At 43.5% G+C, this 22,498-nt stretch carries 21 protein-coding genes; 14 read left to right on the top strand and 7 right to left on the bottom strand.

Annotated elements, in window-relative coordinates:
• Positions 1 to 44: 44 nt before the first annotated feature.
• The 12 genes from CLV57_RS03865 (at position 45) to CLV57_RS03810 (ending at position 14,057) form a co-directional block, all read left to right on the top strand.
• Positions 45 to 488 (top strand): DMT family transporter, encoded by a 444-nt coding sequence (locus CLV57_RS03865; protein WP_100340030.1) that lies wholly within the window; start codon positions 45 to 47, stop codon positions 486 to 488.
• Positions 489 to 505: 17 nt separating this feature from the next.
• Positions 506 to 1,450 (top strand): sugar phosphate isomerase/epimerase family protein, encoded by a 945-nt coding sequence (locus CLV57_RS03860; RefSeq protein ID WP_100340029.1) that lies wholly within the window; start codon positions 506 to 508, stop codon positions 1,448 to 1,450.
• A gap of 80 nt (positions 1,451 to 1,530) precedes the next feature.
• Positions 1,531 to 3,003 (top strand): CoA-acylating methylmalonate-semialdehyde dehydrogenase, encoded by a 1,473-nt coding sequence (locus CLV57_RS03855; RefSeq protein WP_100340028.1) that lies wholly within the window; start codon positions 1,531 to 1,533, stop codon positions 3,001 to 3,003.
• 169 nt (positions 3,004 to 3,172) lie between these two features.
• Positions 3,173 to 3,961 (top strand): cyclase family protein, encoded by a 789-nt coding sequence (locus CLV57_RS03850; protein WP_100340027.1) that lies wholly within the window; start codon positions 3,173 to 3,175, stop codon positions 3,959 to 3,961.
• Complete coding sequence (locus CLV57_RS03845) at positions 3,961 to 5,034, top strand: zinc-dependent alcohol dehydrogenase (RefSeq protein WP_100340026.1); 1,074 nt, start codon at positions 3,961 to 3,963, stop codon at positions 5,032 to 5,034. The genes CLV57_RS03850 and CLV57_RS03845 overlap by 1 nt, the downstream gene beginning before the upstream one ends.
• A 37-nt stretch (positions 5,035 to 5,071) precedes the next feature.
• Positions 5,072 to 5,827 carry an SDR family NAD(P)-dependent oxidoreductase gene (locus tag CLV57_RS03840; RefSeq protein ID WP_100340025.1) on the top strand — a complete coding sequence of 252 codons (756 nt, stop codon included), beginning with the start codon at positions 5,072 to 5,074 and terminating at the stop codon, positions 5,825 to 5,827.
• Between the two features lie 30 nt (positions 5,828 to 5,857).
• On the top strand, positions 5,858 to 7,933 hold the full coding sequence (locus CLV57_RS03835; RefSeq protein WP_211290020.1) for a transketolase C-terminal domain-containing protein: 2,076 nt from the start codon (positions 5,858 to 5,860) through the stop codon (positions 7,931 to 7,933).
• A gap of 13 nt (positions 7,934 to 7,946) precedes the next feature.
• The gene (locus tag CLV57_RS03830) at positions 7,947 to 8,327 is read left to right on the top strand and encodes a cupin domain-containing protein (protein WP_100340024.1); all 381 of its coding nucleotides are present in this window, start codon (positions 7,947 to 7,949) and stop codon (positions 8,325 to 8,327) included.
• A gap of 138 nt (positions 8,328 to 8,465) precedes the next feature.
• Positions 8,466 to 11,255 carry a TonB-dependent receptor gene (locus CLV57_RS03825; RefSeq protein ID WP_100340023.1) on the top strand — a complete coding sequence of 930 codons (2,790 nt, stop codon included), beginning with the start codon at positions 8,466 to 8,468 and terminating at the stop codon, positions 11,253 to 11,255.
• 9 nt (positions 11,256 to 11,264) lie between these two features.
• A complete protein-coding gene (locus tag CLV57_RS03820) occupies positions 11,265 to 12,035 on the top strand; it encodes a GLPGLI family protein (protein ID WP_100340022.1) in 771 nt (256 codons plus the stop codon).
• A gap of 30 nt (positions 12,036 to 12,065) precedes the next feature.
• A complete protein-coding gene (gene nhaA / locus CLV57_RS03815; RefSeq protein WP_100340021.1) occupies positions 12,066 to 13,379 on the top strand; it encodes a Na+/H+ antiporter NhaA in 1,314 nt (437 codons plus the stop codon).
• A gap of 81 nt (positions 13,380 to 13,460) precedes the next feature.
• A complete protein-coding gene (locus CLV57_RS03810; protein WP_100340020.1) occupies positions 13,461 to 14,057 on the top strand; it encodes a hypothetical protein in 597 nt (198 codons plus the stop codon).
• Here the strand turns inward: CLV57_RS03810 and CLV57_RS03805 are convergent.
• Both CLV57_RS03805 and CLV57_RS03800 read right to left on the bottom strand, forming a co-directional pair.
• The gene (locus CLV57_RS03805; protein WP_100340019.1) at positions 14,054 to 14,815 is read right to left on the bottom strand and encodes a glycosyltransferase family 2 protein; all 762 of its coding nucleotides are present in this window, start codon (positions 14,813 to 14,815) and stop codon (positions 14,054 to 14,056) included. The genes CLV57_RS03810 and CLV57_RS03805 overlap by 4 nt on opposite strands.
• Positions 14,812 to 16,077 carry a glycosyltransferase family 4 protein gene (locus CLV57_RS03800; RefSeq protein WP_100340018.1) on the bottom strand — a complete coding sequence of 422 codons (1,266 nt, stop codon included), beginning with the start codon at positions 16,075 to 16,077 and terminating at the stop codon, positions 14,812 to 14,814. The genes CLV57_RS03805 and CLV57_RS03800 overlap by 4 nt, the downstream gene beginning before the upstream one ends.
• Positions 16,078 to 16,125: 48 nt before the next feature.
• On the opposite strand from CLV57_RS03800, the gene CLV57_RS03795 reads away from it, so the two are divergent.
• Both CLV57_RS03795 and CLV57_RS03790 read left to right on the top strand, forming a co-directional pair.
• Entirely contained in the window at positions 16,126 to 16,647 is a 522-nt protein-coding gene (locus CLV57_RS03795) for a serine acetyltransferase (protein ID WP_100340017.1), read from the top strand.
• A 20-nt stretch (positions 16,648 to 16,667) separates the two neighbouring features.
• Positions 16,668 to 17,414, top strand: a complete 747-nt coding sequence (locus CLV57_RS03790) for a class I SAM-dependent methyltransferase (protein ID WP_100340016.1) — start codon at positions 16,668 to 16,670, stop codon at positions 17,412 to 17,414.
• A 40-nt stretch (positions 17,415 to 17,454) separates the two neighbouring features.
• Here the strand turns inward: CLV57_RS03790 and CLV57_RS03785 are convergent, their stop codons facing one another.
• From CLV57_RS03785 to CLV57_RS03765, 5 genes are read right to left on the bottom strand one after another with little or no spacing between them, the layout of a single operon-like run.
• Complete coding sequence (locus CLV57_RS03785) at positions 17,455 to 18,381, bottom strand: glycosyltransferase family protein (RefSeq protein WP_100340015.1); 927 nt, start codon at positions 18,379 to 18,381, stop codon at positions 17,455 to 17,457.
• On the bottom strand, positions 18,381 to 19,871 hold the full coding sequence (locus tag CLV57_RS03780; protein WP_100340014.1) for an oligosaccharide flippase family protein: 1,491 nt from the start codon (positions 19,869 to 19,871) through the stop codon (positions 18,381 to 18,383). Before CLV57_RS03780 ends, CLV57_RS03785 begins: the two co-directional genes overlap by 1 nt.
• An 8-nt stretch (positions 19,872 to 19,879) precedes the next feature.
• On the bottom strand, positions 19,880 to 20,644 hold the full coding sequence (locus tag CLV57_RS03775) for a TylF/MycF/NovP-related O-methyltransferase (RefSeq protein ID WP_100340013.1): 765 nt from the start codon (positions 20,642 to 20,644) through the stop codon (positions 19,880 to 19,882).
• 1 nt (position 20,645) lies between these two features.
• Entirely contained in the window at positions 20,646 to 21,773 is a 1,128-nt protein-coding gene (locus CLV57_RS03770; RefSeq protein ID WP_100340012.1) for a glycosyltransferase, read from the bottom strand.
• Positions 21,774 to 22,460: a class I SAM-dependent methyltransferase gene (locus tag CLV57_RS03765; RefSeq protein ID WP_100340011.1), complete on the bottom strand. Its 687-nt coding sequence runs from the start codon at positions 22,458 to 22,460 to the stop codon at positions 21,774 to 21,776. It lies immediately after the preceding gene.
• Positions 22,461 to 22,498 lie beyond the last annotated feature (38 nt).

Below are 22,498 nucleotides of genomic sequence, written 5' to 3'. Positions count from 1 at the left end.
CCAATTAACCAATAAATTAATAAACCAATTTAAAATTTGAGAACATGAAAGTTTATTTGATCGGACTGATGCTTGTCATCGGGTTTGTACTGACACTGCACCTGGCTATGAACGGGCAGGTTGGGGCTATGCTAAAAAACCCGCGCATGGGTAACGCTATATTTTGGAGCATAGGTGCATGTACCGCCATTATTATTGGCCTTACCGCCTGGGACCCGGCAGTATTTACCCGCTTAAAAGAAGTGCCTTTGTGGTTACTTACGGCAGGCATAATGGGTGGCGCACTTGTTTTTGGCATTGCTTACGCCTTCCCGCAAATTGGAGCAGGCAGAGGCACAGTGCTCATGATTACCGGACAAGTGATAACCGGACTGATATTTTCGCATTACGGATGGTTGGGTTCGCCTGTTGAACCTATCTCCATAACAAAAATAGGCGGCGCGCTGCTGTTACTGGCAGGAACCGCTATGGTGACTTTTGGGAAGTAAGTATTAACAACAATACCATGGAAAATACAAATTCATTGAACCGAAGAGACTTTATGCGACTGGCTGGTTTGGCCGGAGCCGCTACATTAGCAGCACCCGGTTTTGCTTTTGCCGAGGCCAAAAAACGCAAGTTTGAAATAGGTGCAACGTTTATACTCTGGGGTTATGGCGCTAATAACCTGGAGCCATCTCTACAGGATATTTCCGCATTGGGTTATCATGCCTTTGAAACCTTTGGTAACGTTATTGAAGATTATGAGAAAAACCGCGGCGGCTTTTTGCCTGTGGTTCAAAAATATGGTGTTCCACTGGTATCTACCTTTTGCCAAACCGACATTGTAGACCCGTCAAAAAAAGCAGGAGATATGGAGAAGCTGGTGCGTTGGGCAAAAATGACCAAGGCAGCGGGTGGTAAAGTAATTGAGTATTGCGCGTCGGGCGTTAACCGTAAAGGGTTTGACTACAAACAGCATAAAGATTACATGGTATCGTCAATGAATGATTATGCCAAAGCCGTAACCGACGAGGGTTTGGTTTGTGCGCTGCATCCGCACACCGGTACCGCTATTGAAACCGAGGAAGAGATCTACTATGTAATGGAGAACGTTGATACCCGCTATATGAAGTTTGGCCCTGATGTTGGCCAGATACAAAAAGGCGGCGGCGACCCGGTTAAGATTTGTAAAGACTTTGTATCGCTGATTGAGCACGTTCATCTGAAAGATTTTGCAGGTGGCGACAATGGCTGGTTAGGTTATTCGCCTTTAGGTCAGGGTAAAGTTCAGTTGGCTACAATTTTGGATATGCTGGAAAAGAAGAAAAAGAAAATGGCCGGCATGATCATGTTTGAGCTGGATTACGATAATAAAGTTAAACCTGCTTACACACCATTGGAAGCCGCCAAAATATCGCGCGATTTCCTGGCCAGCCTGGATTACAAATTCGAGAAGAAAACCATCTAAGTCTATAATCAAAAACTAAATAAATAACGATGCCATGGGCAATCAGCTAACTGAAAGCCCGTGGCATCAAAAAACACATCATGGAAATTTTAAGCAATTACATTAGTAATAAATGGGTATCGAGCAAGGAATCTAACACAACTGATGTAATCAACCCTGCAACACAAGAGGTACTGGCTAAAGTTCCGTACGGAAGCGGTACAGCAACTGATGTTGACACTGCCGTAACCGCAGCGCACGAAGCCTATAAGCAATGGAGCCAGGTGCCTGTAATGAAAAGGGTACAACCGCTATATAAGCTAAAGCAACTTTTAGAAGAAAACGCTGAAGACCTTGCCCGCACCATTACCATGGAATGCGGTAAATCTCTGGCTGAATCAAGAGGTGAATTGCAGCGCGCCATTGAGAATGTGGAAGTGGCCTGCGGCACGCCTATGCTGATGCAGAGCGAGTTTTCCGAGAACATTGCAGGAGGGGTGGATGAGTTTATGATAAGGCAATCGCTTGGTGTTTGCGCCTGTATTGCGCCGTTCAACTTCCCGGGTATGATACCTTTTTGGTTTTTACCTTATGCTATTGCATGCGGTAATGCTTTCATCCTGAAACCATCAGAAAAAGTGCCGCTCACTATGATGAAGGTTTTTAAACTGATTGAACAGATAGACCTGCCATCTGGTATAATCAGCCTGGTGCATGGCGGCAAAGAAACAGTTGATGCTCTGTTGGACCACCCGAAAATCAAGGCTATCAGCTTTGTTGGCTCATCAAAAATTGCACAATACGTATACGGACGTGGCGCTGCCAATGGCAAACGCGTACAGGCACAAGGGGGAGCAAAAAACCCGGTAGTTATTTTACCGGATGCAGATATTGATATGTCTGTACAGATAGTAACTGACAGTGTATATGGCTGTGCAGGTCAGCGCTGTTTGGCCGCATCTAACATCATCACCGTTGGCGATAACGGCAGCATCAAAGAAGCTTTATACGAAGCCGCTAAAAAACGAACTACCGGCTACGGACTGGATGAAAGCATGGAAATGGGCCCGGTTATCAGCCAGGAAAGTAAATCTCGCGTTGAATACCTGATAGGCAAGGCCGAGGCAGAAGGCGCAAAGGTTTTACTGGATGGTCGTAAAGCATCTATCAGCGGTTTTGAGAACGGCAACTTTATTCGCCCTACTATATTAGAAGGTTTGCCTTTAGGCGGCGAAGTGATCAAAACAGAAATTTTTGGGCCGGTAATGAGCCTCATCCAGCTGGACACGGTTGATGCCGCGTTGGATTTTATCAACAGCAACAATTATGGTAACATGGCTTGCCTGTTCACCAGCAGCGGTGCAAATGCCCGCAAGTTCCGCAGCCAGGCTAACGCGGGTAACATAGGTATTAATATAGGTGTGGCTGCGCCAATGGCACAGTTCCCTTTTAGTGGTTGGAACGATAGTTTTTTTGGCGACCTGCACGGACAGGGCCGCCATGCCATTGAGTTCTTTACCCAAACCAAAGTAGTGGTAGAAAGATGGCCAAAAGAGTGGTCAAGGAAATTCTAAAATTAAATTAAACTAACGTCGCCACGCTATGAGCGAAGCAATCCCTAACATGCAGCATGCGTTGTTTATCTTGGGGGAGATGAACAAATGTTTTGTTAGCTGTTTTGGGTTGCTTCATTCATCGCGGGCGATGTTAACCGAGATATTAAAACATAAATACTGATCATATATGTTTAAGAAAGCCTTTTGTCCTCCTTTTCAGTTGCAGACAAAAATGAACTTTATGGGTATTGATTGCGTGGTGACCGACCTGAGTCATACCATTGCAACTACCGACCCTACATTTATCGGCCATCAGCGCACACTGATATGGGATCACCTGTCGCATGAGGAAACCCAGAAAATGGGCCTTACAAAACCACCTTACTCTTACAAAGTGGTCGGCTTTACACTATGCGATCACTCTAACACCCACGTTGATGCCATTAACCACGTGGTGAACGAGCCGGATGCCCGCGCTGTTAACGAACTGCCATTGGAGTGGTTTATGGCGCCCGGCGTTTGGTTTGATTTCTCGCATAAAGAGCCTAACAGCTACATTACCAAAGCTGATGTGGAAGAGGCTATTGCTAAAACAGGCGTAACCATCAAGCCACAGTCGGTTGTATTGTACTACACGGGTTGGTACAAAAAATGGAGCGACAATTTCGGCTACATCCGCAACTATCCGGGTGTTGACAGAAGCGCTATCGAATACCTGAATGATCTGGGCGCTATCAGCATTGGCGCCGATGCACCGAGCATAGATAGCTACAACGAGGTAGCTGTAGTTAGAGAACAACCTGCACACATTGTATGCCGTGAGCGCGAGATATTAAATATTGAAAATTTAGCACAGGTAGATATGATACCGGCACACGAGTTTTGGTTTGTGGGTTTACCGTTGAAAATTAAAGGCGGCTCCGGCTCTCCGTTCCGTGGGGTGGCTATAGTGCCCGAAAGTAATATCAAAAAATAATGAGTTTACCTAATGAGATGGATGCCCTTGTATTAAAAGGCGTTCGCGAATTTGAGATACAAACAGCACCTGTTCCGCAGCCCGATTCGGACGAGGTGATCTGCAAGGTTGATACCACATTTATTTGCGGTACCGACCCGCATATCATCAATGGTGATTTCCCGGGCTTCTGGCCTATGGGCTACCCGTTTATACCGGGCCATGAATGGTCGGGAACGGTAGTAACAGCCGGTCCGCGTGCTTTAAGCCTGGGCTGGAAAGAAGGCGACCGTGTTTGTGGCATTTCCCATTGTGGTTGTGGCTACTGTGCTAATTGCATGAAGGGCCGCTTTAATAATTGCTTAAACTATGGGCATGAGGAGCGCGGCCACCGTCAATACGGTCATTATACGCCCGGCGCTTATGCGCAGTATATGCGCACATCCGTAAAAAGTATTTACAAGGTGCCAGATTCGATGGATCTGGAGTACGCCGCCTGTGTTGATCCGTTGAGTATAGCCTTATATACGGTTAAGCGTTCACGCATGCAGCCTGGCGATGATGTTTTGATATTAGGTACCGGTCCGCAAGGTTTGATGGCCATACTTTGCGCCAAAGCATTGGGTGCGGGCAGAATTTTAGCAGTAGGCAGCGGTGAACGTTTGGAAAAGGCTAAAGAATTAGGCGCTATAGGCATCAGTTATAAGGAAGGTGATGTGTTAGCGCAAATAAAGGCATTGACCAATGGCTTAGGCGTTCCGGCAGTATTGGAGTGTGCAGGCACGGCTGAGTCTATCCAGTTAGCTTGTTTGGCAGCATCAAAAGGCGGTGTGGTTTCCATGATAGGCATTCCTCACTCAGACCCATCACTTCCTGTAAAAAGAATTGTATTAGATGAGATTGAGTTGGTAGGCAACCGCGCTAATCCTAATACAGCACAGGAAGCGATTGACCTGTTGGTAAATGGCCGCGTTGATTTGACACCGTTAATGACGCATCGCTTCGCGCTGAAAGATTTTTCAATTGCGCTTGATGTTTTTGAGGGACGCAAAGACGGAGCTATTAAGGTGGCTACAAAGCCAAACGGAATGTAATCTATATCATCTACCATAAAATATAAATAAAATCTATATGAGCAATAAAGTAATGATAGTGAGCGGCGGAGCATCAGGATTGGGCCTTGCTGCTGCTGAAAAATTTGCCAAAAACGGATATGATATTGTCATCATCGACATTAATGATGAAAAGGGAGCTATCGCTGTTGAAAAAATAAAAGCTTTAGGGCAGGATGCCGTTTATTGCCACTGCGATATATCTAACAAAGAAGAAGTACAAAAAGCTGCGCAAACTACTAAAGAACGTTTTGGCCGCGCCGATGTACTGATTAATAACGCGGGTTTAGAAATTCGTGGTAGTATTTTGCAATGCGACGAGGACGAGTGGGTTAAACTATACAACATCAACCTTAAAGGCATTTATTACATGAGCAATGCTTTCGTGCCCATGATGGTGGAGCAAGGTAAAGGCGCGGTGGTAAATACAGGTTCTATTTTAGGCTATCGTACGGTGCCTGAACGTGCGGCCTATTCTTCATCAAAAGGAGCTATTGATACGCTAACCCGCACCATGGCGTTTGATCTGGCGCAACACAACATCCGCGTAAACTGCGTGGTACCCGGCGCTATTGATACGCCATTATTGCGCGGCTCGATCAATGATTCGCCTGATCCCGCTGAGACTGAAAAAATATTAGGCTCAAAAAGTGTATTTGGCCGGATGGGTACCTCAGAAGAAGTGGCCAATGTAATGTACTTCCTGGCATCAGACGATGCATCGTTTGTTACCGGCGCTGCCTACTTCGTTGATGGCGGCTGGTCTATTATGTAACATATCATTCAAGATTTAAAACGCACTGTTTTGATTTATTTAGAAGATAAAAAATCGCTCATCAACAAAGGCATTACCCATTTGCTGCACGTAAAGGATTCGGACATCCGTTTACTTAACCTGTACCAGTGCCGTCACGCGGTGGATAGCTCCATACATATTGGAGGCGCATCATCAGCAACCATACCTATGGTAAGCCTGTTTTACGGCGGCATTATTGATGTGAATGTTGAGCAGCCTACCGCACCTGGCCAGGACATGTTTGTGCTGAGCAAGGGGCACGCTGTTGCTACGTTAGCGTCTATCTACGCCGATCTGGGTTATTTTGATAAAGCGGTATTGAAAAACTCCCGTTCGGTTAAAAGTATTCTGAATGGTCACCCTGGTCCCGTTTTACCGGGCGTGCATGTGGCAACCGGACCAATGGGTCAGGGAATTGGTGTGGCGCAGGGTTTTGCAATTGCCGGTCAACGCTCACCTCAATTTGATGTTTACACCGTAACCGGCGATGGTGAATTACAGGAAGGCCCTGTTTGGGAAACCGTGATGTTTGCAGGAGCTAAACGGTTAGAGAATCTTTGCGTATTGGTTGATAACAATGGCGGTCAGCTGGACATTACCAGTACTTTGCACTTTCCTCATAACAACCTCGCGGGTACCTTTGCCGGCTTTGGCTGGAAGGTGGTTGAGGTTGACGCTACTAAATATCATACGGTATACGCCGCGCTCCAGGAGTTTAAGTACGGAGAACGTGATGGCAGACCAACAGCCATCATCTGCAAAACCACCAAAGGGCATGGCGGGCTTTCAGATTACATGAATACCCATAAGGCCACCATTACTACTGATATTCTGGACCAGGAAGATGCTTTGCAAATTGCACAACGCGCAGCACGCGAGCAGGATTTCTTTAAATTTTTTAACCAGTTAAGCGGTGATGAATTTGCTGACGTTAAAAACACCATCCTTAAACACGCAGAAAATATCGGACTGAAAATTGGTTCCGACAAAATAGAAAGTACAGATACCCCTGTTAAAACGCAAAAGGCTCCCGTTAGGGACAAAAAAATAAAATACAACGCCGAGCAATTACCTAAACTGGAGAAAGGTAAACCTTACGCGGCCAATAAAGTTATTGAGCTGTCTATGAAAGCCTTTGCGCAGGATGAGCGCGTTTTCTCAGTGGATTCTGACCTTGCATCTACCAGTGGTTTGCAAGCGGGTGTTGGCTTTGTTGACAAATACCGCGCGTTGAATGCCGGTGTTGCCGAGTCAAACATGATGCTTTTGGGCGAGGCTTTTGCTATACTGGGCGCCAATGCCTGGGTAAGTACGTTTTGCCCGTTCTTTGATTGGAAAGTGATGCGCCGCATAGCCGTTGGTCATCAGGAGCGTTTGGAGGTTATTGCCGAACCGGATGGATGGTTGAGTGAGGGTCATGGTTTGGATTATACCATGGTAGCCACCGCCGCCGACCTGGAAACACAATCAAACGGCGCTACCCACATGGGTAATGATGATGTAATGTTGTTTAACGAGGTGGCGCAGTTGAAGATCATCAACGCCTCTTGTCCGCAGCAGGTTTTGGGCATTTTAAAATGGATAATGGAAGGCAACAAAGGCATGATCTATCTGCGTTTGTTACGTGCCCCATCTAACGCAATTTATGATGCTGATTTTGAATTTGAGTTTGGCAAAGCGTATAACGTGAAGCAAACCGGCAATGCTGACGCTACCATTGTAAGCTCTGGTCGTGGTGTATATGAAGCTTTAGATGCCGCCCAAAAACTGGAAGCAGAAGGTATCAACATTAATGTGGTTGATATGCCAAGCATAGATGAAATGGCAATAGTTGAATTGTACCGTTCAGGCAAACCGCTATTTATTGCTGAACAGAATAATGGCTACCTGTGGCATCATTTCCGCAGGGTATTGTTTGAGCAGGAAAGCAGCATCAATACACAGCAACTGATTGCTATTAACACTACAACTAAAGGTGGTATGCACTACATCCATTCGGGTACTTATACCGAGTTGGCGGCGCATTACAACCTGAATGCCGAAGCATTGAGCCAGACCATTTTAAACACTTTGAAAACAGCTTAAAACAGATATTGATATGACCATTATAAACGAAGCAGACGTACCCGAAGTAGAGCACCCGGGGCGATATATGCGCTGGCTGGCCAGCGAAGATTCGCTTAAGGCCAATCATTTATCATGCTGTGTTATACGGGTATTACCCGGCCAAGCGGTGCGCCCGGCTCACTCGCATCCGCAAAGCGAGGAACTGATCTACATCATTAGGGGCAACGGTAAGGTAATGATAGGGGGCGAAGTTGGCGAAGTGCGCGAAGGCTCTGCCATTCTATTTGAACAAGGCAAGGTACATATGCTCAAAAACACCGGCGATGTGGAGATGAAGGTAATTTGCTTTTTTGCACCGGCCACTAATATTGACAACTATAAAATGTTTGAGGACGTTGAGTTCCCCGAATAAATAAGATCTTTCCCGATCAACCAAGTGAGAGCCCTTCCGATCTTTTTCGGGGGGCTTTTTTTGTTTGTTGTTTCCGTCCCAAAAATTTGCAGCCTAATATTTTAGTTTTATCTTGGCGGCTCAATAGACCTAAATTTAATGAAGATCACAATTGCCTCAATCATCCTGTTTTTTGGCTTAATTCTTTCGTGTGCAGCTCAAACCACTTTTAACGTTAAAGGTGTTGCTGTTGACACAACGGACAATAACAAAGTACGTGCAACTGTTACCGTTATCAACGCTAAAGATTCCATCCTTATCAAATTTACACGCGGTAATGCCGATGGCTCATTTATGCTCGACGGCCTGACTGCAGGGAAATTCTCGCTATGGGTTACCCATCCCGACTATGCCGATTATACCGAAAAATTTACGCTTGACGCTGCTAATCCAACGCATGATTTCAAACAAATAAAACTGTTATTGAAAGAACGCATTTTGCAGGAGGTTAAAATCAAGGGAGCTCCTATCGAACTTAAAATAAAAGGCGATACCAGCGAATTCAATGCGCGGGCTTACGTAATTCAACCTAATGATAAAGTGGAAGATCTGTTAAAGCAGGTACAGGGCATGACCGTTGATAAAGACGGCAAAATAACTTTCAAAGGCGAGCAGATCAAAAAAATTCTGGTTGATGGCGAGGAGTTTTTTGGCGATGATCCGTTGCTGGTGACCAAAAACCTGCGGGCCGACATGGTTGATAAGTTGCAGGTGTATGATAAGAAAAGCGATCAGGCCACTCTTACCGGCATTGATGATGGTAGCAGGGTTAAAACCCTGAATGTTAAACTCCGTGAAGACAAGAAGAACGGCTTATTCGGCAAGGTAAGTGCCGGTGTTGGCAATAGCGGTTTTTATAATGGACAGGCTATGGTGAATAAATTTAAAGGCGATTACAAATTCTCTGCTTACGGAACTACCGCTAATAATGGTATTAATGGATTGGGTTATGACGATGCTTCACGGTTAGGCACAAATTCTTCAACGCTTGTGGTATTTGACGACGGAAGTTCCGGTTATATGTCAAACCGGGATGAAATAGACAACTCTTACTATGGAGGGAACGGCTTTCCCTCAGCCAGAACGGGAGGTTTTCATTATGATACTAAGTGGAATGAGAAAAAGCAATCCATAAACACCAACTACAAAATAGGTGTATTGGCGCTTACCAACAATATAAATAGCATCTCGCAGCAAATTTTGCCTACCACAAATACCGATCCGGCAGATAATGTGATCAATCGGTCTTCTGACAGGAACTCTTATAATCACACCTTCAGGCAACGCGGCGATGTAACTTTTCAAAGTAACCCAAACGCGTCAACATCATTAAAACTGGCTGTTGACGGCACATTTAAGGACATTGAAAATTACAGCAGCAGTGTTTCAACCGTAGCAAACGGAGCCGGTAAATTATTAACACGCGAAACGCAAACCCAAAGCGAGAACGGCAAACAAAAGGCATTTAACGCCAGCTTTCTGTACTCGAAAAAATTTACCAACCCTAACCGCGTATTTTCGTGGAATGTAAGTGAGAGTTATAATGAAAGCAACGCTACAATACAGTTTTATTCAAACATTTTTTCTCCTGCTAAAACCCCGGCAGATAGCGTGATCGATCAAAGCAAACCAACCCGGCTATCTTCATCTGTGTTAAACAGTAATATCACCTATAATGAACCCTTGACCAAAACCCTGTCATTGGGCTTAAACTACGGACTCGGTCTGAACAATAGTTTGTCAGATAGAGCATCTTTTAACAAGTCGGGTACCGGCGAGTATGATATTTTAGATACCAAATTCAGTAACAACTACAAATTCAATCAAACCCTCAACCAGTTAGGCGCTATATTCAACTACAAAAGTACCGATACCAAAACCACACTAAGCTTTGGCACACGTGCTTCAAGTGTAAACTTTAAACAGATAGACCAGTATACAAATAACATTTATAAACGCAGTTTTATTAACTGGTCGCCGCAAGCAAGGTTCCAGCATAAAATGGCACCATCAGAGTATGTTACTGTTCAGTACAATGGCAGTAACTCTCAGCCCTCAATTGATCAGATACAACCCATACGCATAAATACCAATCCCTTGTATATAGTTGTGGGTAACCCAAATCTTGGTCCGTCGTTTAGGCACAACATAAGCGCAAGCTATAATATGTCTCAGGAAATCAGCGGCAAATCTTTATATATTTCAGGATCCTACAGCCTGGTGGTTAACAACCTGATATCAAAAGTTGACGTTGACAATAACGGGCGTACTGTTAGCCAAGCTGTTAACCTTACTGATAAAAGCCCCATGAACTATAGAGTGTACGCACAAATGGGGAGAAAGTTTGGCATTGTAAATACAAGCTTAACCCTTCAAACTTATGGCAACACATCATATAGCTACACCAACAATGCGCTGAACCAATCAAAAAACACCACTTACGAGATTACCGGAAGTCTAAATCTGTATAAAGCCAATAAATATTCCATAAGCGTAGATGGCGGACCAAGCTATACGTTCAACACTCAGTCACTACAGTCATTTAACAGCTACAATTCTGCGGGTGCAAATGCTTACGCTTATTTCAGTTTATACTTACCGGGTAAGTTCCAGCTTAGCACCGATTTTCAGTACTACTATCAGGCCGCTATAAAAGATGCGCCTGCGGTTAATCGCCCCATGTTAAGCGCCAGTATACACAAGAACTTCTTAAAAAACGAAAGTCTTAAATTTTCTATAACCGGTAATAATCTGTTCAACCGCGACCAAAACTTTCGTAGCATAATGCCTAATGGCTTCAACCAGAGCAATTACGCCAGTATACGCAGGTATTTTATGGTCACACTATCCTGGGACTTTACAAAATTTGGAACAACCTCAACCAATTGATCGCATAACATGAAAAAGATAATTATAACCCTATGCCTTATTTTTATTGCAAGCAGCTTGTTAAGGGCGCAAAACGTGGGTAATAACATAACGAGTGGCATTATTGAGTTTGAAAAAAAGGTAAACATGCATGCCATTACCAAAGGGCAGCTTGGCAACCCGCCCGAAGAATACCGGTTACAGGAAATTGAAGTTTTTAAAAAAACCACACCTCAATTTAAATCATTCAGCAGTACACTTGTATTTGCCGACAATAAGAGTTTATACACACCAACGCCGGCAGGTAACTACCCCAACCTGTACAGAAACCCAATGGGACTACAGCTAAATACGGTTTATGCTGATTTAAATACCAATAGTTTAACCGCGCAAAAAGAAATTTACGGCGATTTATTTCTGGTTAAAGACAGTCTGCGCAAAATAACCTGGCGCTTGACAGGCGAAACTCAGGAGGTTGCAGGATATACCTGCCGCCGGGCCAACGGTATTATACTTGACTCGGTATATCTGGTGGCCTTTTATACCGATAAAATATGGTTTAGCGGCGGCCCCGAATCATTTACAGGTTTGCCCGGAATGATATTGAAAATTGCCATGCCGCACGAGAATATAATTTGGACTGCTACAAAAGTAACCGCTCAAACTATAGCGCCGGGTGTTATTATTCCGCCTAAAAAAGGAACCAGTATTCAACCAAAACAACTAAAGGAAAAACTTCAACAACATATGCAGGGTTGGGGGCCGGTAGGCGACTATGAGTTAAAGGCGTTTATGCTATAGTGCCGCCATTCAAAATCTTATCTTTGGGACATGATGGAAAAATCGCCTATTGATAAACTCATACAACCCGTTAACCGCTTTATTCATTTAGAATACACAAGCGGCATTGTGTTGTTTCTTGGGGTAGTTATAGCCCTTGTTTGGGTTAACTCTCCTTTTAGCGAGAGCTATCACCACCTATGGGAAATTGAGTTTTCGTTAGGGTTTGACAAAAGCGTACTGAGCCATCCGCTGCATTTATGGATAAACGATGGCCTGATGGCGATCTTCTTTTTCGTAATAGGACTGGAACTCAAACGTGAGTTTATTGCAGGCGAGCTTTCAACGTTAAATAAAGCGGCCCTGCCAATGGTGGCAGCGTTAGGTGGTATGCTGGTGCCTGCCGGCATTTATGCATTGTTCAACAACGGCACTGAAGGATCGCATGGCTGGGGTATACCCATGGCTACTGATATTGCCTTTGCCTTGGCTCTGCTTTCAATGGCCGGTAAACACATTCCATCTTCCATAAAAGTATTTCTATCTGCCCTTGCCGTAGCTGATGACCTGGGCGCTGTTTTGGTCATTGCTTTCTTTTACAGCTCAGGCATTGTCTGGATGCCCTTACTTATAGGTGGTATTTTTCTGCTGGTTTTGGCCATTGGCAACTTATTAGGTATACGCAACTCTGCCTTTTATTTGATTATCGGGTTTGCCGTGTGGGTTGGCTTCCTGTTATCAGGCGTACATCCAACCATAGCTGGTGTTTTAGTTGCTTTTACTATCCCGGCCCGCACCAAGATCAACGAAAAACAGTATGCAAAAAGTTTAAGAAAACTATCGGATGAGTTTGATGATGAAATACCTAACTGCAGCACGCTTACCACACCAAAACAACATGACACCATTGAGCAGGTAAAAGCATTGAGCTTAGCCGCGCAAACACCACTTCAAAAGATAGAGACAGCGCTACACCCGTGGGTGGCCTTTGTAATTATGCCACTATTTGCACTGGCTAACGCGGGGATCATTATTGGAGCCGATTTCTTTACACAATTAACCAACCCCGTGAGCATCGGTGTATCAGCCGGTTTGGTTGTAGGTAAATTTACAGGCGTACTGTTATTTACCTGGCTAATGGTTAAAACAGGTATAACAGCTTTGCCGCAAGGTGCCAACTGGAAGCACATAATGGGTGTTGCCTTACTGGCGGGCATTGGTTTTACCATGTCGTTATTTGTATCGGCACTGGCGTTTACTGATGAGCAGCGCATTGAACAGGCTAAAGCCGGCATTCTGGTGGCATCGCTAATAGCGGGTATTTTAGGCATTGTTGTTTTAAAAGCCCAAAAACGCGGCAAGTAATAAGTTATTTTTAAAATCGATGTAACGCTGATCAGGGTCTTTTCGTCTTATACGCCAAAACACCTTATACTCAATTACATCATGTTTAAAAAATACATATTCGCCGTACTCCTTTTAGCATTTATAAGCTGCAAAAAAGACAAGGTACAACCCACACCCGAGCAACCTGCCTTTATTGATCCGGAGATGACCTATATAGATCTTACCGGCAAAAGCGTTGGCTGGGGACAAACATTAGCTATTGATTTTGACGGAAACAAAAAAACAGATCTGCTTTTTTACACTGAACTTCATTCTGTAGAGTTTAATACAAAAACCCTAAGGAAATATTTTGTAGGCGGCGGTGTGGCATGCAAGATGGCCGCTTTAATAGAAAATGAAACCACACCCGATTTAGATAAAGGTGCAAAAATATCACATACTGATCTACCTAATTATGAGTGGCATCCTGCTTTAGGCTTTACTTTAATGCAACATGTTACAGCAGGCGATCAAACCTACTGGGAAGGCTCATGGAAAGACCGCGATCATAGATACCTTCCATTTGAATTGGTGATAAACGGCAAAAACCACTTAGGCTGGATTGAACTTTTCGCTGATACCAAAACCGATAAACTGGTATTCTATCGCGCAGCTATAAGCAAAGAGCCGCAAACAGTTATCAGAGCGGGATATTAATCGTTTGTGCGCCGATTGAGCAGCCAGTACCAGCCTAAATTGAAAGCAATAACAGCGTGATTAAATACGGTAGGCAACAAGCCATAGTGTTTTTTCATGATATCAAACCGCTCCAATAAGCTTTGGCGGTGTTTCTTTTTTGACATGCCCCCAACCAGATATTTTGCAACATACCTGCGTACGTTCACTATTTTCTTAGCTTTTTTTGCCGCTTTCAGGATCCAATCTATATCTGCACTGAGTTGGTATTTGCTATCATAAGGCTCAACCAATGCACGCTTGATGTAAATAGCCTGGTGACTAACGCTCATGCCGTACTTAAATCCTTTCCATGTAAAGGCTTCCGGGGCGGCATGGCGGCGGCGGCCAAGATTGTTACCCTGCGCATCCATCATTTCCGTTTCGCCGTAATAAATGTCGGCATCCTCTCCTGAAGCAAAAACCTGTTTAACGGTATCGGGCGCGTAAAACTCATCGCCCGAATTCATGAAGATAATGTAGTCTCCGGTTGCCAAAGCCAGGCCCTTGTTCATGGCATCATAAATGCCTTTATCTTTTTCACTTACTAACTTCGCTAATCTATCCTGATACTTTTTAATGATCTGCAAAGTACCGTCAGTTGATCCTCCGTCAATTACTATATACTCAATTGAAGTGTAAGTTTGGGTTAAAACCGACAGCATGGTGCGCTCAATGTCCTTTACGTTATTGTAAACAACGGTAATTACAGAAAGTACAGGTTGCGCCTTTTGTGTCATGCTTGTAAAACGGACTGATAGAGTTGATTATATTGATTCGCGATAGCGCTATTGTTGTAGTTATCCAAGACCTTTTGCCGGGCGCTTTTCGAAAGCGTATCAGCATCGCCACTAAACAGTACATGCCTTATGCCATCAGCTATCCCCTGCGCCGACTTAAGCGGTGCCAGGTAGCCGTTCTGTAAATGGTCAACCATTTCCGGAATGCCGCCTGTTTCAAAAGCTACAACAGGTGTTCCGCAAGCCATAGCTTCCATTACCATATTGGGCAGGTTGTCTTCTATCGATGTGGTAACAAAAGTATCAGCCATACTGTAAACCTCGGCCAGTATGCTTTCCTGATTAATAATATTTAACTGATGCACCTTAAACGGTAAAGTACTTACATCAAAATGCTTGTTTTTACCAAAGATGACCACCTCTATATTTTCGCTGTTTTGGTTTTGCTTTAACAGTTGAAGCGCTTCTACCAGATATTTAATTCCCTTACGCTTATCATTAATATTGGCTGCTCCAAATAATACAATTTTAGCATTGGAGCTAACTCCATATTTCGCCCTTAGCGATTGCTTATCAAACGGCGAAAAAACATCAACATCAATTGGGTTAGGAATATTGATGATGTTGAACCTGTTTAATAATGAACTTGTTTTTGCCACACCCGCCAGCCAATTGCTGCAACCCACAAAGGTTATGTTATCTGCACGGGCATACATGGCATCTTTACGTAACCAACCCATCCGCGACAGGTCATCCTCATCTGCATCGCGCAGCAAAGGGCAGTTGCCGCATTTTGTTCTGTAGCCATCACAGTCTCCTGAGTAATGGCAGCCACCGGTAAACGTCCACATATCGTGCATGGTCCACACAATAGGTTTGCCTGTGTTGATCAACGCTTTCAGGTCATTAATTGAGAGAAAGCCCGAGTTGGTCCAATGTAGATGCAAAATATCGGCCTGCTTTACCAGGGGATGATCAGCAATGCTGGTTCCCGCGTTTGCGGTTGAAAAAGCAAAACGAACTGTTTCATCTTTTTCATGAAAAAACATAAAGGGTATGCGCTCAGCAAAAAAGGTGTATTGCGCTTTCCACTTACTCAACTTACTATTAACCAGTCCTGTTACAGCGGCATTATCTGTTTTTTTGTACTGCACCAGCATATTGGCATCAACACCTTGCGACAGCAGCGCCTTTAAAAGGCGCGTGCAGGCCGCTGGGGCACCGCCCCCGGCATCGGCCGTGTTGATGATGGTAACTTTCATTAGCACAATAATACGCTGAAAAATTTTACTTTTGAGGTATATACGTCAATGAACGCCATAGCCTACTTATTTCAGGACCGCAAAGCTAACCGGAAGAATTTCAAGGGGCAACTGGTGCTTTTTTTATTCAGGCTGGCATCGCTCATTAACCGCAGCATGGTCGCCAAGGTGATATTTTACCCTTACCTGCTTTTTTACCGTTATTTGGTTGACTGGTGCTGGGGCATTGAATTACCACGTAAACTGCAAGCCGGCAAAGGTTTGATCATCTATCACGGCCATGCATTGGTGCTTAACCAAGGCGTTGTACTGGGTGACAATGTGGTGCTGCGCAACTCGGTTACTATAGGACATAAAAAACTGGCCGATGGCACTTTGAGCCGTTGCCCGCGCATTGGTAATAATGTTGATATTGGCGCCAATGTGATAATCATAGGCGATATTGAAATTGGCAATAATGTGGTGATCGGCGCAGGTTCGGTGATAGTCAAAAGTGTACCTTCTGATTGTACTGTTGTGGGCAATCCTGCAAGGATATTAGAGAAAAAAGAAACTTTACGTTTTATTTAAATACAGGCTGAAGCTGATAAATGGAGAATAACTTAACCGACCGTTCGTTCTGGAAATCATTTTGGGAATCAAGGATCGGCCTTATTTTTAATATAAAACCCAATTATGTTTTTGGCGACATACTCGCCGGCATCATCAAACAAAAAAATGCCAAAACTGCCATTGAACTGGGTGGCTTTCCGGGCTATTATGCCATTTATCTAAAGAAATATCAAAACCTTGACACCACCCTGCTGGATTATTTTATTCATGAGGGACTGGTTAATGAGCTACTAACTGCCAACGGATTAAAACAAGGCGATATCAATATTATTGAAGCGGACCTGTTTAACTATACTCCTGAACAGCAATATGACATGGTGCTCTCCTTTGGATTAATTGAACACTTTGCCAATACCAAAGGTATTATACAAACACATCTTTCTTTCATAAAACCCGGCGGCACTTTATTTATTACCCTGCCCAACTTTACAGGGGTGAATGGCTGGGTACAGCGTAAATTTGATAAGGAAAATTACGATAAGCACTACATCCAAAGCATGAATCCTACCCTGCTTGCCAACTATTGCCGCGAGTTAGGCTTGAAAAATGTTGAGGCGTACTATTACGGCGGCTTTTCTATCTGGCTGGAAAATAAAGCTCATCAATCGGCCATTACAAAAGGGTTTGTTAAAGGCCTGTGGTTTGCCGGAAAAGTTATCAGTAAGGTTATACCTATGGAAAGCAAGCTAATGTCGCCTTATATTGTGGTGAAAGCTGAGGCTTAGTAAATAGTTGATTGGTGATTAGAGAATAGTTGATTGGTGATTAGAGATTAGTTTTCTTCTGTGCATATTTTATTTTCCACTGCTTTATCAGGCGCAAACCGCGTTGTAATAAGGTTCCTTTACGATTTTTCAGGAAATGTTTAATGGCTGCGTGAGCCTTAGCATCCTCTTTAACTTCTGCAGGGAATTGCTTAACAGGCCTATCGGAAATATTTACACCATACATGTGCTCAATGTTGGAGTGAACACCCGTCCCATCATGCCCAATGTTATGTACCAGCGATTTTGAGGGGTGCAAGGCCAGTCCGCCTTTTAAAAATATAGAGGCGTACCAGCGTATGGCCCAGGAATTGTTTTTACCGGCCTTGAACTCCAGCATCTGTTTCCAAAAGTTTCCGGCACCATCAACGGAGAAAGCTTGAATTTTATTTCTGTCAAACTGCGCCATGAGCTTATCTACATCCGGCTCAAAATTATTCCATGCCCGCTGCCAGGTGGCCCAACCCCAACTTGTAGCTATAGGATGGAAAAATGTTTCGGGCAAGGTGTTATCAGCTAACGGAAACATGTAGGCTCCAATATGCATGGCCTTATCGTTGGTAGCATAACGGGAAAGTGCCTCATTAAAATACTCTAAAGAATAAGGAGACGACAGCAGATCATCTTCAAAGACGATCACTTTTCCGTACTCGTTCACCAGTTGTGTAACGCCGTCAATTATAGAGTTAGCCAAGCCCATGTTTCGCGATCGGGTAACCAACTTAACCGATTTAAATCCGGTTACCTGTCCGGCCAGTTCGCGTACCTCATTTACCTTGGCCTCGTCTGTGGGCGTTTTGGCTCCATCAGAAAAGATATATAAACGCGATTCGTCTGCCAATACGTTTTTTTGCAGATAAGCTAACGTACGACGGGTATGGTCGGGCCGGTTATATACAAAAAGCGCTATGGGTGCCAAAGATTGCATTAAAATTTATTTTTTACTAAAGCCAGTGTTTTGTCTACTTTTTCATTTATATCAGGCGATATTTTGAACAGGTAAGTTAACAAACCATAACAAGCCGCTGTTATACCGCTACGCATAATTATATCCAAATAGAGGTTAGGCATTCGCCATAAATAATACCCTGCTGCAAAGCTAACTGCCGAAATAACAATAACCAACAAATGCCTGTAACCAAATGGCTGCATTTTAAACCGGTATTTAATGTAGAACCATGTTATAAAATTGAGTATACCCATGGTAATTAAATAAGCTATAGCAGCGCCGAGTCCTCCATACTGAGGTATCAATACATAATTTAAGCCCACACAAATTGCACTTGCAATTAATACCATTAAAGTAACCAGCTTGTACTTATGCGATGTAGAAATGATGTAAGTGTTCAATCCGCCGGTTATATCAACCATAAAGCCAAGCCCAATTACAATAAACAAGCTGAAATATTCGGGATTGGTGAATTCTTTATTTCTGGCTAAAGCGTAAAGGTTTTCCCTGTTCACAATTATACCGATGAATAATAGCGCGCCAACAACCATTTGCACAATAGAGGTTTTGCTGTAAACTTCATTAATGTTAGCCATGTTGTTTGACTTCCATGAGTCGGCAACAATGGCGTACGTTGTGCGGCTTAAGGCTTGAGCCGGTACACTGATGATCATTGCTATATTGAAGTACCAGCTGTAAATACCCTGCTCCTTTTCGCTAACCATAGCGGTTATCATTAAAGTATCAACCTTTTGCAGCAGCACATACACCGCGCTTGATAAAAGTGTGAACAAACCAAAGTTCATCACCTCTTTCTTTTTTATAGCTTTAAAACGATAATCTTCAACCTTGTGAGAGAAGTTGCCACTTGCCGCAATATTAATAAAAAGCAGTAATGAGATGAGTCCGTTACTTACAATATACAGCATAATGAAATCTGAAAAATCTATCCATTTAAGTGATATCATTATCAGATAAAAAGTGGTAAGTAAACGCAGAACTACATTTTGCAGCACATTAGAAAAAATGGTGCGGTATACTATCCGCCCCGTCATTTCCAAAAAGTTGAACGCTATAACAAAAAATGCAAGGGGAATGATATAGTAGAAATACTTAGGTAACAAAAGTGAATCATCATACACCTTAAGTATTCCTGTACGAAAAACCACATACAATAATGTTGCGCCAACAAACCCTATTAAAGAAAGACTCGCGGCCCAATGGATAAAGCCGTTGTGTCGCAGATCATTTGTACGGTAAAACGGAAAGTATTTTGCCAGCATGCTTGGCACACCCATTGAAGCCACTAATGAATACAGTACAGATATAGTAATAATAAGATTGTAAAATCCGTATTCGGAAGCGTTAGTAAAAAACGGAAACAGCAAAACAGTATTTACGTAGGCTATTACCATACCCGCGTAAGATATGATGGTGTTTTTATAGGCCTGCGCTTTTACTATTCCCATTTAGCTGATTAATATTTTATACCAATGCGCCCTGTATAATCAATACGGTTAAGCAGTAACGGTAATTTGTGCGCAGCAATATATTCGTCAACCGCTTTACGTGCACCTTCCCAATGTCCATAATCATCAATAATGATAACTCCGCCCGGTACCAGTAAAGGGTACAGGTGCTCTAACTCATGTTTGGTGCTTTCGTACCAATCCGTGTCTAAACGTAACAAAGCAATTTTACCGGGCAATGTCTGCGGAATGGTGTCTTCCACTTTACCTTTCACGTAATGTACTTTATCAGCAGGGTAATTCAGGCTGCCCACGTTATTCTGCACCTCCTCTAAAGCTGAGTAGCACCACACCGATGTAGCATCTTCCTTCTCGCTGCTTTGCAATAAGGCATCAGCCGCGTGTCCGCTTAGTTCCTTATCATGTTCTGTAGGTTCAGACATCCCCTCAAAAGTATCATACAAATAAACTGTACGGCTTTTATCACCGGCTTTCATCAATGTATCTATAGCTGCCATGGTGCTCCCACCGCGCCATACCCCGCACTCCACAAAATCGCCTTCAATGTTATTTTTAATCAGATAGTTTACGGCGTTCACCAGCGATGCAATCCGCTCGGGCGTAGTCATGGTGTAAGGTTTTACCTTTTGGAAGGTTGCAACAGTTTCGCTGTCAAAGTCGGCGGGTAAGCCGTCTTTAACCAACCTGCCGTCAGGCTTTACCAGGTCGTAACCATAGCTTTTTAATGTATTGCGTACAAGTTTTCGTAACATGTTATTTTTTATGTTTTATTGCGCTTTCAAGGGCTGCTGTCAGTGTTTTTATTCTGTCTCTCACATCGTAATTTTGACGAATATGTGCTGCTTCCTTTGCACCTAAGTCTGCTGCCAAATCTACGTCTTCAGCAATTTTGATCATATAATTGGCCATGCCTTCAACATCATGCTCGGGTACCAGGTATCCCGTTTCGCCGTTGATCACGGCTTCTTTAATACCAGCGTGCTGTGTGCTTACAATAGCTAAACCACAAGCGCCGGCCTCTAATATAGTATTAGGGGTGCCTTCCATGTCGCCATCAGCGGCAGTTACCGAATGTTGTACAAAGCAACGCATTTGCTGCATTAATTGCTGCACCTCATTTGTTTTAAGCACACCGGTAAATTCAACTTTATCTGCAAGGTTTAACTGTTCAACCAACTGCTTTGTGGGCTGTAACAGCGCACCATCACCTACCATCCACAAACGCGCGTTTGGCTGCTTTTGTATAAGCTGATGAAAGGCCCGCACCACAGATGATGGCGACTTCTTCTCTACAAATCTTCCAACCGATAAAAAATTGGGTTTAGAGCTTGCAACATCTACCTGTTTAAACAAGGCTGTATTAACGCCATAAGGGTTTAGCAATATTTTATCTGCCGGTGCCCCCATGCGTTTTAGTGCATCAACCATTTCATTTGATACTGCTACTATAGTGTTGGCGTAATTAAACATTTTGCCGTATAGTGTAATGTACTTTTCAATTGTTCCTTTATGATGCGCATCGGCGCCATGAAAATGAACCACCAAGGGCACATTGGCCATACGGCATGCCTCGGTTACCATCGCCCCAACTATACCGTATTCGGCCAGCACCACATCAATTTTAGTACGAATAAGATATTTGCTTAATGCCCGTGTACGTACACCTATATTGAGTTTATTGAATAATCTTTTTTGAATAAGAAAGCTGATCATACCCAAAACCGACGAGATAAGAAAACGGTCCTGATGATCATATACCGGAAATGCGCCGCCATACAACACCTTTTTATTGCCGGGCAAACGGTTGATATGCTCCTGAATAAATGTTTCAGAAAAAGCGCTTTTGTTGGGTTTTATTATGCAGAGGTTTAGCTCTTCCATTTACCTGGATGGCTTTTGGGCAATAACAACATATAAAGATGCGTCCCTGTCTCGCTGTGTTTGTGAATTCATTTTGTTAAACAGTCTTATTTTTAACTGCATAACAAAAGCGAAAGGGGGCACCAAAAACTTAGGCAACTTGTTAATGATGGCATCCTGCAACAGTTGCAAACCGCTGGCAGCCAATCCCATTATTCCGTGAAACGACTTTACTACAAAGCCCGAATCCTGAACTGTTTTTCTTAAACCGGCGCTTGTCCAACGCCAGTAATCATTGGGTGTAGGGTGGTAATACCAATAGCCGTGTGTAGTTAAAATAATTGAACCTCCCGGTTTTAAAATGCGTAACGCTTCCTGCAAATAGCCCGATGGCGAATCAACATGCTCTAAAACCTGGTTAGATAATATGATGTCGGCGTAATTATCCGGCAGGGTTGTTTTGCTGTCAAAATCAATATAATGCTCCGCTCTGGGGTTCAAATCAAGATCCACACCCAGATACTTTCCCACTTTAGGTTCAATAACCGACCGGTAAGGCATATCACCGCAACCAAAATCAACCAATAAGAGATCTTTGCTGTTAGCTGTTAACTGATCAATTGTTTTTAAAGTAGCGTTGCGCAAATGTGTAAGATGCACATAACGCGGATGAAACAAGGATGGGTGCAGGCGGTCGTTACCATTCATCCTGCTAAGTTAAACCTTTATTTATAATGACAGATTAA

It is taken from the genome of Mucilaginibacter auburnensis (assembly GCF_002797815.1).
Lineage (GTDB): Bacteria > Bacteroidota > Bacteroidia > Sphingobacteriales > Sphingobacteriaceae > Mucilaginibacter > Mucilaginibacter auburnensis.
The sequence above is the reverse complement of the archived record's forward strand: the minus strand, read 5'-3'. Positions and strand labels throughout refer to the sequence as shown.

Excerpts from the sequence above, each read along its gene's own strand:
- CLV57_RS03785 (WP_100340015.1), bottom strand. The coding sequence starts at position 18,381 with ATGCAATCTTTGGCACCCATAGCGCTTTTTGTATATAACCGGCCCGAC.
- CLV57_RS03840 (WP_100340025.1), top strand. The coding sequence starts at position 5,072 with ATGAGCAATAAAGTAATGATAGTGAGCGGCGGAGCATCAGGATTGGGC.
- CLV57_RS03765 (WP_100340011.1), bottom strand. The coding sequence starts at position 22,460 with ATGAATGGTAACGACCGCCTGCACCCATCCTTGTTTCATCCGCGTTAT.
- CLV57_RS03820 (WP_100340022.1), top strand. The coding sequence starts at position 11,265 with ATGAAAAAGATAATTATAACCCTATGCCTTATTTTTATTGCAAGCAGC.
- CLV57_RS03780 (WP_100340014.1), bottom strand. The coding sequence starts at position 19,871 with ATGGGAATAGTAAAAGCGCAGGCCTATAAAAACACCATCATATCTTAC.
- CLV57_RS03805 (WP_100340019.1), bottom strand. The coding sequence starts at position 14,815 with ATGACACAAAAGGCGCAACCTGTACTTTCTGTAATTACCGTTGTTTAC.
- CLV57_RS03775 (WP_100340013.1), bottom strand. The coding sequence starts at position 20,644 with ATGTTACGAAAACTTGTACGCAATACATTAAAAAGCTATGGTTACGAC.
- CLV57_RS03845 (WP_100340026.1), top strand. The coding sequence starts at position 3,961 with ATGAGTTTACCTAATGAGATGGATGCCCTTGTATTAAAAGGCGTTCGC.
- CLV57_RS03795 (WP_100340017.1), top strand. The coding sequence starts at position 16,126 with ATGAACGCCATAGCCTACTTATTTCAGGACCGCAAAGCTAACCGGAAG.
- nhaA (WP_100340021.1), top strand. The coding sequence starts at position 12,066 with ATGATGGAAAAATCGCCTATTGATAAACTCATACAACCCGTTAACCGC.
- CLV57_RS03855 (WP_100340028.1), top strand. The coding sequence starts at position 1,531 with ATGGAAATTTTAAGCAATTACATTAGTAATAAATGGGTATCGAGCAAG.
- CLV57_RS03850 (WP_100340027.1), top strand. The coding sequence starts at position 3,173 with ATGTTTAAGAAAGCCTTTTGTCCTCCTTTTCAGTTGCAGACAAAAATG.
- CLV57_RS03790 (WP_100340016.1), top strand. The coding sequence starts at position 16,668 with ATGGAGAATAACTTAACCGACCGTTCGTTCTGGAAATCATTTTGGGAA.
- CLV57_RS03810 (WP_100340020.1), top strand. The coding sequence starts at position 13,461 with ATGTTTAAAAAATACATATTCGCCGTACTCCTTTTAGCATTTATAAGC.
- CLV57_RS03800 (WP_100340018.1), bottom strand. The coding sequence starts at position 16,077 with ATGAAAGTTACCATCATCAACACGGCCGATGCCGGGGGCGGTGCCCCA.
- CLV57_RS03865 (WP_100340030.1), top strand. The coding sequence starts at position 45 with ATGAAAGTTTATTTGATCGGACTGATGCTTGTCATCGGGTTTGTACTG.
- CLV57_RS03825 (WP_100340023.1), top strand. The coding sequence starts at position 8,466 with ATGAAGATCACAATTGCCTCAATCATCCTGTTTTTTGGCTTAATTCTT.
- CLV57_RS03860 (WP_100340029.1), top strand. The coding sequence starts at position 506 with ATGGAAAATACAAATTCATTGAACCGAAGAGACTTTATGCGACTGGCT.
- CLV57_RS03830 (WP_100340024.1), top strand. The coding sequence starts at position 7,947 with ATGACCATTATAAACGAAGCAGACGTACCCGAAGTAGAGCACCCGGGG.
- CLV57_RS03770 (WP_100340012.1), bottom strand. The coding sequence starts at position 21,773 with ATGGAAGAGCTAAACCTCTGCATAATAAAACCCAACAAAAGCGCTTTT.